Origin of the sequence: Pseudogulbenkiania sp. MAI-1 (genome assembly GCF_000527175.1) — a bacterium.
Lineage (GTDB): Bacteria > Pseudomonadota > Gammaproteobacteria > Burkholderiales > Chromobacteriaceae > Pseudogulbenkiania.
This window is the reverse complement of the sequence record NZ_AZUR01000001.1, coordinates 3,391,198-3,403,869: the sequence shown is the minus strand read 5'-3', so window position 1 is coordinate 3,403,869 and position 12,672 is coordinate 3,391,198. Positions and strand designations below refer to the sequence as shown.

Below are 12,672 nucleotides of genomic sequence, written 5' to 3'. Positions count from 1 at the left end.
GGTGCTTTTTGCGGAATCCTGGCGTCCCCACGGGGATTCGAACCCCGGTTACCGCCGTGAAAGGGCGATGTCCTAGGCCTCTAGACGATGGGGACAGCTGGCGCACCCGGAGCGATTCGAACGCCCGACCCTCTGGTTCGTAGCCAGATACTCTATCCAACTGAGCTACGGGTGCGTTGTTGGCGTCCCCACGGGGATTCGAACCCCGGTTACCGCCGTGAAAGGGCGATGTCCTAGGCCTCTAGACGATGGGGACACTGCTGGCGCACCCGGAGCGATTCGAACGCCCGACCCTCTGGTTCGTAGCCAGATACTCTATCCAACTGAGCTACGGGTGCGCTGTTTCTCTTCAGACAGAGGCGTCTTTCGAGAGAGGCGGATTCTATAGAGCCCGCTTAAGGCTGTCAAGCGTCGTTGGGCATTTTGTGCGCGAGTCAGTACAATGAACGCAGCCCCATGTCGCGCCGATTCCTCCCATGACCTCCTGCTTCGCGCAAGTCGATTGCAACAACTTCTACGCTGCCTGCGAGCGGGTGTTCAACCCGGCGCTGGCCGGCCGGCCCGTGGTCGTGCTGTCGAACAACGACGGCTGCGTGGTGTCGCGTTCGGCCGAGGCCAAGCGGCTCGGCGTGCCGATGGGGGCGCCGTACTTCGCGATAAAGGCGCAGCTGCAGCGGGATGGCGTGGCGGTGTTCTCGTCCAATTACGCGCTGTACGGTGATCTCTCCAGCCGCGCGATGCGATTGCTGGCTGGCTACGCGCGGGCGCAGGAGGTGTACTCGATCGACGAGTGCTTCCTGGACCTGAGCGGCGAACCGGAACCGGCGGCACTGGCGCAACGCATGCGCGACGAGCTGCTGCGCGGTCTCGGCCTGCCGGCCTGTGTCGGGCTCGGCCCGTCCAAGACGCTGGCCAAGCTGGCCAATCATCTGGCCAAGCAGGATGCGGCGCTGGGCGGCGTGCTCGACTTGGGCGTGCTCGACGCGGCAGCGCGGCTGCAGCGCTTGGCCCCGGTGGCGGTGGAGGAGGTGTGGGGCATCGGCCGGCGTCTCGGCGAGCGGCTGCGGCTGACCGGTATCGGCACGGCACGACAGCTGGCCGAGACCGAGCGCGACTGGCTGCAGCGGCGCTTCGGCCTGGTGACGATGCGTATCGCCGACGAGTTGCGCGGGGCCTCCTGTCTGGCGCTGGAGTCGGTGCTGGAGCCGCGCCGCTCGGTGATGTCGACCCGTTCGTTCGGGCGTCCGGTCAAGGCGCTTTCCGAGCTGCAAGAGGCCGTGTCGATGCATGCCTGCCGCGTGGCCGAGCGCCTGCGTCGCCAGCGCTCTCTGGCGCACTTCCTGCGCGTCGGCATCCGTGCCGGTCTGCCCGGCAGCGGGCGCGGCGCCGACGCCAGCGAAACCGTGGCGCTGTTGCCGCCGTCCAACGATAGCCGGGTGCTGGCACGTGCGGCGCAACAGGTGGTGGCGCGGCTGTGGCGGGCCGGCGTGCGTTATCACAAGGCCGGGGCGATGGCGTTCGAGCTGGTGGAGGAGGGGCGGGCGCAGGCCGACCTGTTCGCCGGCGACCCGCTCGACGCCAAGGGCGCGCGCCTGATGCAGGCCATCGACGCCATCAACCAGCGCATGGGGCGCGGCACGGTGCGCCTCTTGGCCGAAGGCACGACGCAGCCCTGGCGCATGAAGCAAGACCATCTTTCCCCCTGTTACACCACCCGCTGGGACGACATCCCGGTGGTGAAAGCGAACTGAGCATGCTGTTTGAGCAACCCTGCGCCATTGTCGACCTGGAAACCACCGGCGGGCACATCACCCGCGACCGCATCACCGAGATCGGCATCCTGCTGATCGACGGCGAGCGCATCGAGCGCTACGAGACGCTGGTCAACCCCGGCCAGCCCATCCCGCCCTTCATCGAGAACATGACCGGCATTTCCGACGCCATGGTGGCCGAGGCGCCGCCGTTCGCCGAACTGGCCGCAACGCTGCTCGACAAGCTGCAGGGGCGGCTCTTGCTGGCGCACAACGCGCGCTTCGACTACGGCTTCCTGAAGAACGAATTCAAGCGCGCCGGTCTCGTGTTCCAGAGCGAGGTGCTGTGCACCGTCAAGCTGTCGCGCCGGCTCTATCCGCAGCATTTCAAGCACAGCCTCGACAGCCTGATCGAGCGCCACGGCATCGTGCTGGCAGACCGCCATCGCGCCATGGCCGACGCGCTGGCGGTGTACCACTTCCTCGAAGCGGCGACCGCCGAGCTGGGCCCGGAGGCGGTGCTGGGGGCGGCGACGGACCTGTTGGCGCCGACCGCCTTGCCGCCGGGACTCGACCCGGAACTGCTCGACAGCCTGCCGGACGTGCCCGGCGTGTACCTGCTGCTGGGCGACGACGAGCAGCCCCTGTACGTCGGCCGCGCCACCAATCTGCGCCGCCAGGTGCTGGCGCATTTTCACGCCGACAAGGCGCACGGCAAGCCGGTGCACATCGCCGAGCCGATCCGCCGCGTCGAATGGTGCGAAACGCTGGGGGAGTTCGGCGCCTCGCTGCTGGAGCTGCAATGGCTCCGCGTCTACCGGCCGCGCCACAACCGGCGTGGAGGAGTGGGCGACGAGCTGTGCTCGATCCAGTTGGGCGAGGGGGCGGACGGCTTCGTGCGGCCGCGCATCGTGCTGGCGCACGAACTCGACTTCAGCCGTACCGCCGACCTGTACGGCCTGTTCCGCCATCCGCGCGAGGCGCGCAAGATGCTGCAGGACATGGCTCGTGCGCAGGGCCTGTGCCAGGCCGTGCTGGGGGTGGAGCAGGTCACCAGCCGCAAGGGCGCGCCATGCGGCGGCTACCAGGCCGGGCTGTGCCGTGGCGCCTGCATCGGGCGCGAGCCGGCGATGCAGCACAATACCCGGCTGATGTCGGCGCTGGCCCGGGTGCGGGTGAAGAACTGGCCGTTTCCCGGTGCGGTGGCGGTGGTGGAGTGGGACGAGGTGACCGGCGAGCGCGTCGAGCACGTGTTCGACCGCTGGTGCTACCTGGGCACGCGCCATGCCGCCAGCGAGGAGCTGAGCGGCCGGCCGAGCTTCGATCTGGACAGCTACAAGCTGTTCAGCGCCTACATCAAGAAGGCCACGCCGGCGAGCGAGCTGCGCCTGCTCGACGAGGGCGAGCTGGTGTTTGCCGGCGTGATCGGCTGATCCCTGCTCGTCTTGGATGCGATGACCTTGTCGGTGTGCGTGGCATGCAGCCTCAGTCGTGCATGGCGAGGAAGCCGCGCAGCCGGTTCTCGATGATGCGCGGGTTCTCGCCGTGGCCGATGGCGACCAGCCCCTCGACGATCAACTCGCGCATCGCCACTTCGGCCGCCACCAGGTTCTTCAGCTTGTTGGCAATCGGCAGGAACAGCAGGTTGGCCGAGCCGACGCCGTAGATGGTGGCGACGAAGGCCACGGCGATGCCGGAGCCGAGCTTGGACGGGTCGGACAGGTTTTCCATCACGTGGATCAGCCCCAGCACCGCGCCCAGGATGCCCATGGTCGGCGCGTAGCCGCCGGCCGACTCCCAGATGCGCGTGGACTGTTTGCGCGAGTGTTCGAACATCGAGATTTCCACTTCCATCACCGAGCGCAGCGTCTCCGGCTCGGTGCCGTCCACCAGCATCTGCAGCGCCTTGCGGTTGAACGGGTCGCGCTGCTGGGCGACGTAGCCTTCCAGCGACAACAGGCCGCCCTTGCGCGCGCTCTGGCTCCAGTGGATGACGTCGCGGATGGTCTTCTCGTGATCGAATTGCGGCGGCTGGAACACCCAGCGCGCCATGCGCAGCCCGGTCATGAACTGCTTGGGCGTGCTCTGCAGCATGACGGCGCTGGCGGTGCCGCCAATGACGATCATGAAGGCGGTCAGTTGGAACAGCGAACCGATGTGGCCGCCCTCCAGCGCCTGGCCGACGACGATGGCGGCCAGCCCCCCGATGATGGCGATGATGCTGATCTTATCCAAGACGGGTTTCCGTTGTTGTGGTTGTTCTTGGTGGCGTCAGGTGGCGCTATAGCCACTCCCTGAGCTTGGCCCGCACGCGGGCGATGGCATGGCTATGCAACTGGCAGACGCGTGACTCGGAGACGCCGAGCACCGCGCCGATTTCCTTCAGGTTCAGTTCCTGTTCGTAATACAGCGCCATCACCAGCTGGTCGCGTTCCGGCAGCGCCTTGATGGCATCGACCAGCGCCGCACGGAAGTGGCCGTCGGCGAGGCTGGCGAGCGGGTCGACGGCGTTGTCGTCCGCCACGTTGGTCACGGCATCGCTTGCTTCGCCGTCGTCGTCCAGATCGCCGAAATGCTGCAGCGACACCCCCTTGCACTCGCCCAGCATGTCCTGGTACTCGGCCTGCGGCAGGCCGAGGAAGTCGGCGATTTCCGACTCCAGCGGCGGCCGACCTTCGCGCTGTTCCAGCTGATGGATGGCATCCTCGATCTGCTTGGCCTGGCGGCGTGCCTGGCGCGGCAGCCAGTCCTCGCGCCGCAACTCGTCCAGCATCGCGCCGCGGATGCGCTGGCTGGCGAAGGTGTCGAATTGTACTCCCTGCATCGGGTCGAATTGGCGCGCCGCCTCGATCAGGCCGATGATGCCGACCTGGATCAGGTCGTCCAGTTCGACCGAGGCCGGTAGCCGGGCAATCAGCAGTTTGGCGATCTTCTTGACCAGCGGGGCGTGGGCCTCGACGTCGATCTCGCCCTGGCCCAGGGTGCTGGCGTACGCCCTGCGTTTCAGCGATGGCAGGGTCATCGTGTCTTTCCTCCCTCGGCCCAGTCACGCGAGGCCGCGATCAGTACGTCCATGAAGCCGGCCTCCGGGCGCGTGGCTTCGGGTGAATGCCATTGCGGCAGCATCGCCGCCAGCTGGGAAAAGGCGATGGCCGACTCGCTGTCGGGGAAGGCCTCCATCAGCGGCCGGTGCAGGCTGCGGCTGCGCGTGACCGCGGCGTCTTCCGGCACGAAGCCGACCCAGCGCAGCGCTACATTGAGAAACTCGCCGGTGACGCCGGACAGCCGCCGGAACAGCTCGCGCGCCTCCTCCAGCTGGCGCACGCGGTTGACCAGCACGTTGAAGCGCTGGCGGCCGTACAGCGTGGCCAGCCGCTTGATGGTGGCGTAGGCCATGGTCAGCGATTCCGGCGCCGGCGTGAGCACCAGCACCAGGTTGTCGGCCACGCTGGCCGGTACCGGATCGTGTGCCGGGTTGGGTACATCCACCAGCAGCGTGTGGCAGTCGCGCTCCAGGGAGCCGAATTCGCTGCCCAGCCGCAGCCAGAGCTGGGCCGAGAAGCGCGCACGGTCTTCCGGCCGCGCGTACAGGTTGAGCAGGCTCACGCCATGGCGCGACTGCGTCATCATGGTGTCGAGCCCGCCCGGCCCGACCATCTGCGTCTCCAGCGTCGCGGTGGTCGGCACGCCGAGCCGGCGCGCCAGCTGCTGTCCCGCTTGGCAGTCGATCAGCAGCGGCCGGCAGCCGGCCCAGGCGAGCCCGGTACCGAGCCCGGCCACCAGCGTGCTGATCCCGCTGCCCTCGGCGCCGACAAAGGCGAAGCTGGGGGCGCGGACCGGCTGGGCGGCGAGACGGCGCAGACTGGCGGCTTGATCCTGCATGTCACAACCAGCCGGCCTGGGCGGCGTTCATGATCGGCAACTCGTCGCCTTGCAGCGCGAACGGCGAGTTCTGTTGCGGCGAGCGCATGGCGCGGTCGATCAGGAAGGCAGCGTTGGCCAGGTGCAGGTCTTCCGGCACGCGCTGGCCGTTGGTGATGTAGAACATCTTCAGCCGGTTGCGAATGATCACGTCCAGGGCTGGTCCCATCGCCACGCTCTCGTCGATCTTGGACAGGATGCAGCCGGCCAGCCCATGACCACGGTAATGCCGCACCACGTCTTCCAGCGTGTGGCCGTCGGCATTGGCGGCCATTAGCAGGATGCGCTGGATCTCGCGTCCGGCGCCGTCGAACATCTGGGTCTGGGCGGCGACGCGGGCATCGCGCTGGCCCATGCCGACGGTGTCGATGAACACGATGTGGCGCGAGGCCAGGTCGGCCAGCGTCAGCTGCAGCTCGGATTCGTTCTGGATCGAGTACACCGGCACGCCGAGGATCTTGCCGTAGATGCGCAACTGGTCCTGGGCGCCGATCCGGTAGCTGTCGGTGGTGATCAGCGCCACATGCTGCGCGCCGAACTTCATCGTGGCGCGCGCGGCGAGCTTGGCCACCGTGGTGGTCTTGCCGACCCCGGTCGGGCCGACCAGCGCGTAGACGCCGCCGCGTTCCATCACGTCGCGGTCGGCGTCGGCGCACTTGAGGTTGTGCATCAGCGCCGAGCGCGCCCATTTCAGCGTCACGTCGCCCTGGTACTGCGCCGGCATCTTGTCGATCAGCTGGCGGATCAGCGTGGCGCTCAGGCCGGCCGCCAGCAGGTGCTTGAACAGCTCGATGCGATTCGGCGTGCGCTCTTCCATGTCCGACCAGGCGAAGCTGGCGAGCTGGCTCTGCAGCAGGCTGCGCAGCAGCTTGATCTCTTCGCCGATGTGCTTGAGCTCCTGCGACACTTCCTCGGGCTCTTCCGCCGGGGGCGGAGAGGCCTTGACGGGTGCCGGCGCGGCCGGCGGCAAGGGCTGCTGCGGAGCCGCTGCCGGGGGCGGTGGCGTCTCCCGGCGCGGCGGGAAGGCGGCGCTGGCCGCGAGCTGGGCGGGGGTCGGCGCGGCGGGAGCGGGGGGCTCCAGCGGTTCCACCGGCAGCGCGTAGGTGCGCGCCAGGGCGCGGTTGACCGCGCCGCCTCCGGTCGGGGCGACCGGCGCCGGCACGTGGCGCGGCGGATGCTTGCTGGTCGACGTGGACAGGGTGGTCGCCAGGTTGGCGACATCGGCATCGGCCACGGCCATGATTTCCACCCCGCCGCCCATGGTCGGACGGTTGGACAGAATGAGCGCGTCGGCGCCCAGCTCCTCACGGACCTGTCTGAGCGCATCGCGCGTGGTTTTGCCGAAGAACTTTTTGACCACCATCTACCGTTAGCCTTTTGTCAGCCTTTGCTGCCCCCGATGACCGCAATTATACGAATGGATTTATTGTCCGGTATTTCATTATGCGAGATCACGCGCAACTGCGGGAGAGCCCGCCGCAAAAAACGCGCCAGCAGCGGGCGTAGCCCCGGCGGCGTGAGCAGCACCGGATTGTAGCCCTGGTTCTCCATCTGCTCCGATTGCTGGGCGGCGCTGGCCAGCAGGTTTTCGGCGAGGCCGGGTTCCAGCCCGCCGCCGGCCTTGGACTGCACCGCCTGCAGCAGCACGTTCTCCAGCGCCGGGTCGAGCGTCATCAGCGGCAGTTCCGCCTCGCCCGGGAACAGCTGCTGGATGATCACGCGCGACAGCGCGGTGCGCACGGCGGCGGTCAGCTCGTCGACGTCCTGCGTCACGCCGACGTGGTCGGCCAGCGTCTCGAGGATGGTGCGGAAGTCGCGGATGTGGATGCCGTCGGTCAGCAGGTGCTGCAGCACCTTCTGCAGCGTGCTCACCGACACCACCTTGGGCACCAGGTCCTCGACCAGCTTGGGCGATTCCTTGGCCTGGTGGCTGATCAGCGCCTGCACTTCCTCGCGGCCCAGGAGTTCGGCGGCGTGGGTGTTGAGCAGGTTGGAGAGGTGGGTGGCGACCACGGTGCTGGCGTCGACCACGGTATAGCCCAGCGTCTGCGCCTCGTCGCGCTTGCCCGCGTCGATCCAGACCGCCGGCAGGCCGAAGGCCGGGTCGGTGGTGGCCAGCCCCTTCAGCTCGCCGCTGACCCGCCCCGGGTTGATGGCGAGGAACTGGCCGATATAGGCCTCGCCGCTGCCGATCTCCACTCCCTTCATCAGGATGCGGTAGGCGTTCGGCTTGATCTCCAGGTTGTCGCGGATGTGCACCGCCGGCACCAGGAAACCCAGCTCCTGGGCGATCTTCTTGCGGATGCCGCGGATGCGCCGCAGCAGCTCGCCGTCCTGGTTGCGGTCGACCAGCGGGATCAGCCGGTAGCCGACTTCCAGCCCGAGCTGGTCGACGTGCTGCACGTCGTTCCAGCTGACTTCGGCCATCTGCTGTTCGCTGGGCGGCGGCGGGGCCGCCTTGGCGAGCTGCGCCTGTTGCTCTTGCGCGCGCTGGCGCTTTTCCATGGTCCAGCCGAGGCTGGCCAGCAGGCTTGCGATCAGCAGGAAGGCGAAGTGCGGCATGTTGGGAATCATGCCGATGATGCCGATCACCGCGGCGGTGATGTACAGCACCGACGGCTTGGTGAACAACTGGCCGAGGAATTGCTCGGACAGGTCGCGCTCGGTGCCGACGCGCGACACCACGATGCCGGCGGCGGTGGAGATGATCAGGCCGGGAATCTGCGCCACCAGGCCGTCGCCGATGGTCAGCAGGGTATAGGTCTCGGCGGCCCGGCTCACCGCCAGGTCGTGCTGCACCACGCCGACGATCAGGCCGCCGACGATGTTGATCAGAATGATCATGATGCCGGCCATGGCGTCGCCGCGCACGAACTTGGAGGCACCGTCCATGGCGCCGAAGAAGTTGGCCTCCTCGGCGATGGTGGAGCGGCGCTTGCGTGCCTCTTCCTCGCCGATCAGGCCGGCGTTGAGGTCGGCGTCGATCGCCATCTGCTTGCCGGGCATGGCGTCCAGCGTGAAGCGCGCGCTCACTTCGGCGATGCGGCCGGCGCCCTTGGTGATCACCACGAAGTTGATGATGGTCAGGATGACGAACACCACCACGCCGATGGCGACGTTGCTGCCGACCAGGAAGTGCGAGAACGACTCGATCACCTTGCCGGCGGCGTCGGGGCCGGTGTGGCCCTGCAGCAGGATCACCCGGCTGGAGGCGACGTTGAGCGACAGCCTGAGCAGCGTGGTGACCAGCAGCACCGACGGGAAGGCCGAGAAGTCCAGCGGCTGGCGCACGTTGATGCCGACCAGCAGCACGATCACCGACACCGCGATGTTGAAGGTGAAGAAGATGTCGAGGATGACCGGCGGCAACGGCAACACCATCATCGTCAGGATGAGGATGATCAGGACCGGGCCCGCCAGCCGGGTCAGATTGAAGCGTTTCAGTTGCTCGAGAATGGTATCCATGCCCGCTTAAGGGTTAGCTGTCGGCGCCGCATCTTGCTGGCGTTTGCTTTCGGGGTCAAGGTCGGCGGGCACCTCGACGTTCTCGGGGTAGACCGGCGCCAGTCCGCCGTTGTATTCGTACAGCTTGAGCTGGTAGACGTAGGCGAGCACCTGCGCCGCCGCGCCGTACAGGCGGGAGGGCACTTCGTCGCCCGGTTCGGCGTTGAAATACAGCGCACGGGCGAAGCTCGGCACGCGCATCACGGTGATGCGGTGCTCGCGGCCGGTCTCGATGATCTTCTCGGCCAGCTTGAGCCGGCCCTTGGCGACCACCTGCGGCGCGCGCATGCCCTCGGTGTACTTGAGCGCCACGGCGTAATGGGTCGGGTTGGTCACGATCACGTTGGCCGACGGAATCTCCTGCATCATGCGCCGCTGCGCGGCCTGGCGCTGCAGTTGGCGGATACGGCCCTTCACTTCCGGCGAGCCTTCCTGCTCCTTGTATTCCTGCTTGACCTCTTCCTTGGTCATGCGCAGCTGTTTGTGGTAGTTCCAGATCTGGAACGGCACGTCGACCACGACCAGCAGCAGCATGGCGCCGACCACCAGCAGGAAGGTGTGGAAGGTCAGTTCCATCATCTTGCCCAGTGCCGTTTCCAGCGGCATGGAAATCAGGCCGATCAGCTCGGTGCGCTCGTTCCAGATCACCCAGGTGGCCACGCCGCCGATCACCATGCTCTTCAGGATCGCCTTGAGCGCCTCGGTCAGCGCGCTGAGCGAGAACATGCGCTTGATGCCGTGGGCCGGGTTGAGCTTGGACAGCTTGGGCTCAATGCTCTTGAAGGTCAGGTTCCAGCCGCCGACCAGCAGCGGGACGACCGCCGCCACCAATGCCAGCCCGCCGAAAATGGGCAAGAGCTGCAGCAGGGTATCGATCAGGGATTCCTTGAAGCGCAGCAGCACTGGCTCGGTGTGCTGCACCATGTCGTGGTCGAAGGTGAACAGCCGGCGCATCAGTTGCATGATGAAGTCGCCCAGCCGTTCTCCCTGCATCATCAGCAGCGCCACGCCGGCCATGGTGACGGCGAACGTCGATAGCTCGCGCGAGCGCGGGATGTTGCCTTCTTCGCGGGCTTGTTGCAGTCGCCGTCCGGTCGCAGCTTCTGTTCGTTCGAGGTCGGAATCTTCTGCCATGGGGGCGTTATCGCTGCATCGTTATCTGGGGTAAGGGCGGCAGCCGCTAGCCTACCATGATTCATTCAATGAGCTATGGAGTTACCTTTTTTCCATTCAGTGCCTTGAACTGTTGGAATGGCGAAATGGCGCGCACGTTTGCAATCAATTGTTTTTTATGTTTTTTTATGTAAAATTTTTGATATAATTTGGGTTTTTGCGTCCCCCAAAAACCCAGTTGGCATGAGACAGTACCTCGACCTGATATCACATGTGCTTGAGCACGGTCATCAAAAATCCGATCGTACCGGCACCGGTACGCTGTCCGTTTTCGGCTATCAGATGCGTTTTGATCTGAAGGAGTGGTTTCCTCTAATAACCACCAAGAAGCTGCACCTGAAATCCATCGTGCACGAACTGCTGTGGTTCCTGAAGGGCGACACCAATATCCGTTACCTCAAGGACAACGGCGTGTCGATCTGGGACGAGTGGGCGGACGAGAACGGCGACCTGGGACCGGTCTACGGCTACCAGTGGCGGAGCTGGCCGGCGCCGGATGGGGGTCACATCGACCAGATCGCCAAGGTGGTCGAGATGATCCGCAAGAATCCGGATTCGCGCCGCCTGATCGTCTCGGCCTGGAACCCGGCGCTGGTCGACAAGATGGCGCTGCCGCCGTGCCACGCGCTGTTCCAGTTCTACGTCGCCGATGGCCGGCTCTCTTGCCAGCTCTACCAGCGCTCGGCCGACATCTTCCTCGGCGTACCGTTCAACATCGCCTCGTACGCGCTGTTGACGATGATGGTGGCGCAGGTGTGCGGCCTGAAGCCGGGCGAGTTCGTGCACACGCTAGGCGATGCGCATCTGTATCTCAATCACCTCGAACAGGCCAAACTGCAATTGCAGCGCGAACCGCGCCCGCTGCCGACGATGAAGATCAATCCCGACGTCACCGACCTGTTCGCCTTCCGCTTCGAAGACTTCACGCTGGAAGGTTACGATCCGCATCCGCACATCAAGGCCAAGGTGGCGGTATGACGACACCCTGCATCACCCTGGTGGCGGCGATGGCGGCCAACCACGTCATCGGCATCGACAACCGGCTGCCCTGGCATCTGCCCGAGGACCTCAGGCATTTCAAGGCGGTGACACTGGGCAAGCCGGTGATCATGGGCCGCAAGACCTACGACTCGATCGGTCGCCCGCTGCCGGGACGGCGCAACATCGTGGTGACGCGCCAGCAAGGCTGGTCGGCGGCGGGAGTGGAGGTGGCGCACAGCCTGGAGGCGGCCCTGGCGCTGGTGGCGGCGGCCGAATCGGCCTGCGTCATCGGCGGCGCCGAGCTGTACCGCCAGGCCCTGCCGTTGGCGCATCGTCTGGAGCTGACCGAGATTGCCGAGGCGTACCAGGGAGATGCCCATTTTCCGGCCTTCAGCACCGAGGAATGGCGCGAAGTGCAGCGCGAGACGCACCGCAGCGAGCAGGGTCTCGGCTACGCCTTCGTGAGCTATCAGCGCGCCTGAGCGCGCTAGCCCTACCGACAGCGCCGCCCTGGGCAGAGCCCCCCGGCGGTGTGCGCTCGTTCAGGCCACCCCTTCCAGCGCCTCGGCCGAGGCGGCGGCGAGCCGGCCGTAATCGGCGCCGAATTGACCCACCATCTCCTTGAGACGGGCGGTGTCGCGCGCGATGATGGTCTTCAACAAATCTTCCAGAAAGGCGTAGGTGCGCTCCAGTTGCGGCGAACCGGCGCGCAGGATGGCATACAGGCAGCGCTGGGTCAGCGGCAGCAGGTCGCGCAGCGTGCTTTCGATGTAGTGGTTGTCGGCAAAGCCGTACAGCGCCTGCAGGAACTCCACTCCCTGCTGGTAAAAGCTTTGGATGTCGTTGTTCTGGCGGCTGTGCTCCAGCTGTCCCAAGAGTTCGAAGAAGCGGGCCAGGTCGTCGTGCTGCCACTGCCGCGCCATATTCTCCACCACCGTCTCCAGCAGCAGGAACCACAGGCCGAAGAAATCGCGCACGTCCCTGGCGCTGATGCTGGCCACCATGGCGCCGCGGCGCGGATAGATGCAGACCAGATGGCGGCGCTGCAGGATCAGCAGCGCTTCGCGCACCGAACCGCGGCTGACGTCGAGCTCGCTGGCGATGCGCAGCTCCTGTATGCGTTCCCCCGGCTGCATTACGCCGAGGATGATCTGGTTGCCCAGGTGCTGGGCAATCTGCTCGGTAAGTAAATCGTTAGCCTTGAACCTCATGCGTGTTCTCCAGAAAAGAGCCTCGTGATCTGTCTTATTGTGCCCGGCAGGCAGGCCTCGGCTTCCCTGTCAAAGGGGGCTGCCGACCGGATGGATCGTCAAGGGCGATAGTGTAGCCGGAGCCGTGGCGG

General features: G+C 66.2%; 11 protein-coding genes and 4 tRNA genes. 4 read left to right on the top strand and 11 right to left on the bottom strand.

The features are described 5' to 3' along the window. Window positions 1-19: 19 nt before the first annotated feature. The 4 genes from PSEMAI1_RS0115890 to PSEMAI1_RS0115875 form a co-directional block, all read right to left on the bottom strand. Window positions 20-95 (bottom strand) — tRNA-Glu (locus PSEMAI1_RS0115890). Between the two features lie 3 nt (window positions 96-98). Further along, window positions 99-175, bottom strand: a tRNA-Arg gene (locus PSEMAI1_RS0115885). A gap of 5 nt (window positions 176-180) precedes the next feature. Next, window positions 181-256: transfer RNA gene (locus PSEMAI1_RS0115880), tRNA-Glu, on the bottom strand. Window positions 257-261: 5 nt separating this feature from the next. Then, window positions 262-338, bottom strand: a tRNA-Arg gene (locus PSEMAI1_RS0115875). Window positions 339-476: 138 nt separating this feature from the next. On the opposite strand from PSEMAI1_RS0115875, the gene PSEMAI1_RS0115870 reads away from it, so the two are divergent. Both PSEMAI1_RS0115870 and PSEMAI1_RS0115865 read left to right on the top strand, forming a co-directional pair. Continuing rightward, window positions 477-1,751: a Y-family DNA polymerase gene (locus tag PSEMAI1_RS0115870; protein ID WP_024303818.1), complete on the top strand. Its 1,275-nt coding sequence runs from the start codon at window positions 477-479 to the stop codon at window positions 1,749-1,751. Between the two features lie 2 nt (window positions 1,752-1,753). Further along, window positions 1,754-3,184 (top strand): exonuclease domain-containing protein, encoded by a 1,431-nt coding sequence (locus PSEMAI1_RS0115865; RefSeq protein ID WP_024303817.1) that lies wholly within the window; start codon window positions 1,754-1,756, stop codon window positions 3,182-3,184. Between the two features lie 52 nt (window positions 3,185-3,236). On the opposite strand, the gene PSEMAI1_RS0115860 is transcribed toward PSEMAI1_RS0115865, so the two are convergent. Genes PSEMAI1_RS0115860 through flhB form a run of 6 tightly spaced genes read right to left on the bottom strand, consistent with a single transcriptional unit; the run spans window position 3,237 to window position 10,310 of the window. Beyond that, window positions 3,237-3,986, bottom strand: a complete 750-nt coding sequence (locus PSEMAI1_RS0115860) for a flagellar motor protein (protein WP_024303816.1) — start codon at window positions 3,984-3,986, stop codon at window positions 3,237-3,239. Window positions 3,987-4,032: 46 nt separating this feature from the next. Further along, on the bottom strand, window positions 4,033-4,773 hold the full coding sequence (locus PSEMAI1_RS0115855; protein WP_024303815.1) for an RNA polymerase sigma factor FliA: 741 nt from the start codon (window positions 4,771-4,773) through the stop codon (window positions 4,033-4,035). Next, a complete protein-coding gene (locus PSEMAI1_RS0115850) occupies window positions 4,770-5,633 on the bottom strand; it encodes a flagellar synthesis regulator FleN (protein WP_024303814.1) in 864 nt (287 codons plus the stop codon). The genes PSEMAI1_RS0115855 and PSEMAI1_RS0115850 overlap by 4 nt, the downstream gene beginning before the upstream one ends. Before the next feature lies 1 nt (window position 5,634). After that, complete coding sequence (gene flhF / locus PSEMAI1_RS0115845) at window positions 5,635-7,035, bottom strand: flagellar biosynthesis protein FlhF (protein ID WP_024303813.1); 1,401 nt, start codon at window positions 7,033-7,035, stop codon at window positions 5,635-5,637. A 17-nt stretch (window positions 7,036-7,052) separates the two neighbouring features. Then, complete coding sequence (flhA, locus tag PSEMAI1_RS0115840; RefSeq protein WP_024303812.1) at window positions 7,053-9,137, bottom strand: flagellar biosynthesis protein FlhA; 2,085 nt, start codon at window positions 9,135-9,137, stop codon at window positions 7,053-7,055. Between the two features lie 6 nt (window positions 9,138-9,143). After that, window positions 9,144-10,310: a flagellar biosynthesis protein FlhB gene (gene flhB, locus PSEMAI1_RS0115835; RefSeq protein WP_024303811.1), complete on the bottom strand. Its 1,167-nt coding sequence runs from the start codon at window positions 10,308-10,310 to the stop codon at window positions 9,144-9,146. A gap of 222 nt (window positions 10,311-10,532) precedes the next feature. Between flhB and PSEMAI1_RS0115830 the strand changes: the two genes are divergently transcribed. Together PSEMAI1_RS0115830 and PSEMAI1_RS0115825 are read left to right on the top strand one after the other, a co-directional pair. After that, the gene (locus PSEMAI1_RS0115830) at window positions 10,533-11,327 is read left to right on the top strand and encodes a thymidylate synthase (RefSeq protein WP_024303810.1); all 795 of its coding nucleotides are present in this window, start codon (window positions 10,533-10,535) and stop codon (window positions 11,325-11,327) included. Further along, complete coding sequence (locus PSEMAI1_RS0115825) at window positions 11,324-11,812, top strand: dihydrofolate reductase (RefSeq protein ID WP_024303809.1); 489 nt, start codon at window positions 11,324-11,326, stop codon at window positions 11,810-11,812. Before PSEMAI1_RS0115830 ends, PSEMAI1_RS0115825 begins: the two co-directional genes overlap by 4 nt. 60 nt (window positions 11,813-11,872) lie before the next feature. Here the strand turns inward: PSEMAI1_RS0115825 and PSEMAI1_RS0115820 are convergent, their stop codons facing one another. Beyond that, window positions 11,873-12,541 carry a GntR family transcriptional regulator gene (locus tag PSEMAI1_RS0115820; RefSeq protein WP_024303808.1) on the bottom strand — a complete coding sequence of 223 codons (669 nt, stop codon included), beginning with the start codon at window positions 12,539-12,541 and terminating at the stop codon, window positions 11,873-11,875. Between the last annotated feature and the right edge of the window lie 131 nt (window positions 12,542-12,672).

Excerpts from the sequence above, each read along its gene's own strand:
- PSEMAI1_RS0115870 (WP_024303818.1), top strand. The coding sequence starts at position 477 with ATGACCTCCTGCTTCGCGCAAGTCGATTGCAACAACTTCTACGCTGCC.
- PSEMAI1_RS0115865 (WP_024303817.1), top strand. The coding sequence starts at position 1,754 with ATGCTGTTTGAGCAACCCTGCGCCATTGTCGACCTGGAAACCACCGGC.
- PSEMAI1_RS0115855 (WP_024303815.1), bottom strand. The coding sequence starts at position 4,773 with ATGACCCTGCCATCGCTGAAACGCAGGGCGTACGCCAGCACCCTGGGC.
- PSEMAI1_RS0115850 (WP_024303814.1), bottom strand. The coding sequence starts at position 5,633 with ATGCAGGATCAAGCCGCCAGTCTGCGCCGTCTCGCCGCCCAGCCGGTC.
- flhF (WP_024303813.1), bottom strand. The coding sequence starts at position 7,035 with ATGGTGGTCAAAAAGTTCTTCGGCAAAACCACGCGCGATGCGCTCAGA.
- flhA (WP_024303812.1), bottom strand. The coding sequence starts at position 9,137 with ATGGATACCATTCTCGAGCAACTGAAACGCTTCAATCTGACCCGGCTG.
- flhB (WP_024303811.1), bottom strand. The coding sequence starts at position 10,310 with ATGGCAGAAGATTCCGACCTCGAACGAACAGAAGCTGCGACCGGACGG.
- PSEMAI1_RS0115830 (WP_024303810.1), top strand. The coding sequence starts at position 10,533 with ATGAGACAGTACCTCGACCTGATATCACATGTGCTTGAGCACGGTCAT.
- PSEMAI1_RS0115825 (WP_024303809.1), top strand. The coding sequence starts at position 11,324 with ATGACGACACCCTGCATCACCCTGGTGGCGGCGATGGCGGCCAACCAC.
- PSEMAI1_RS0115820 (WP_024303808.1), bottom strand. The coding sequence starts at position 12,541 with ATGAGGTTCAAGGCTAACGATTTACTTACCGAGCAGATTGCCCAGCAC.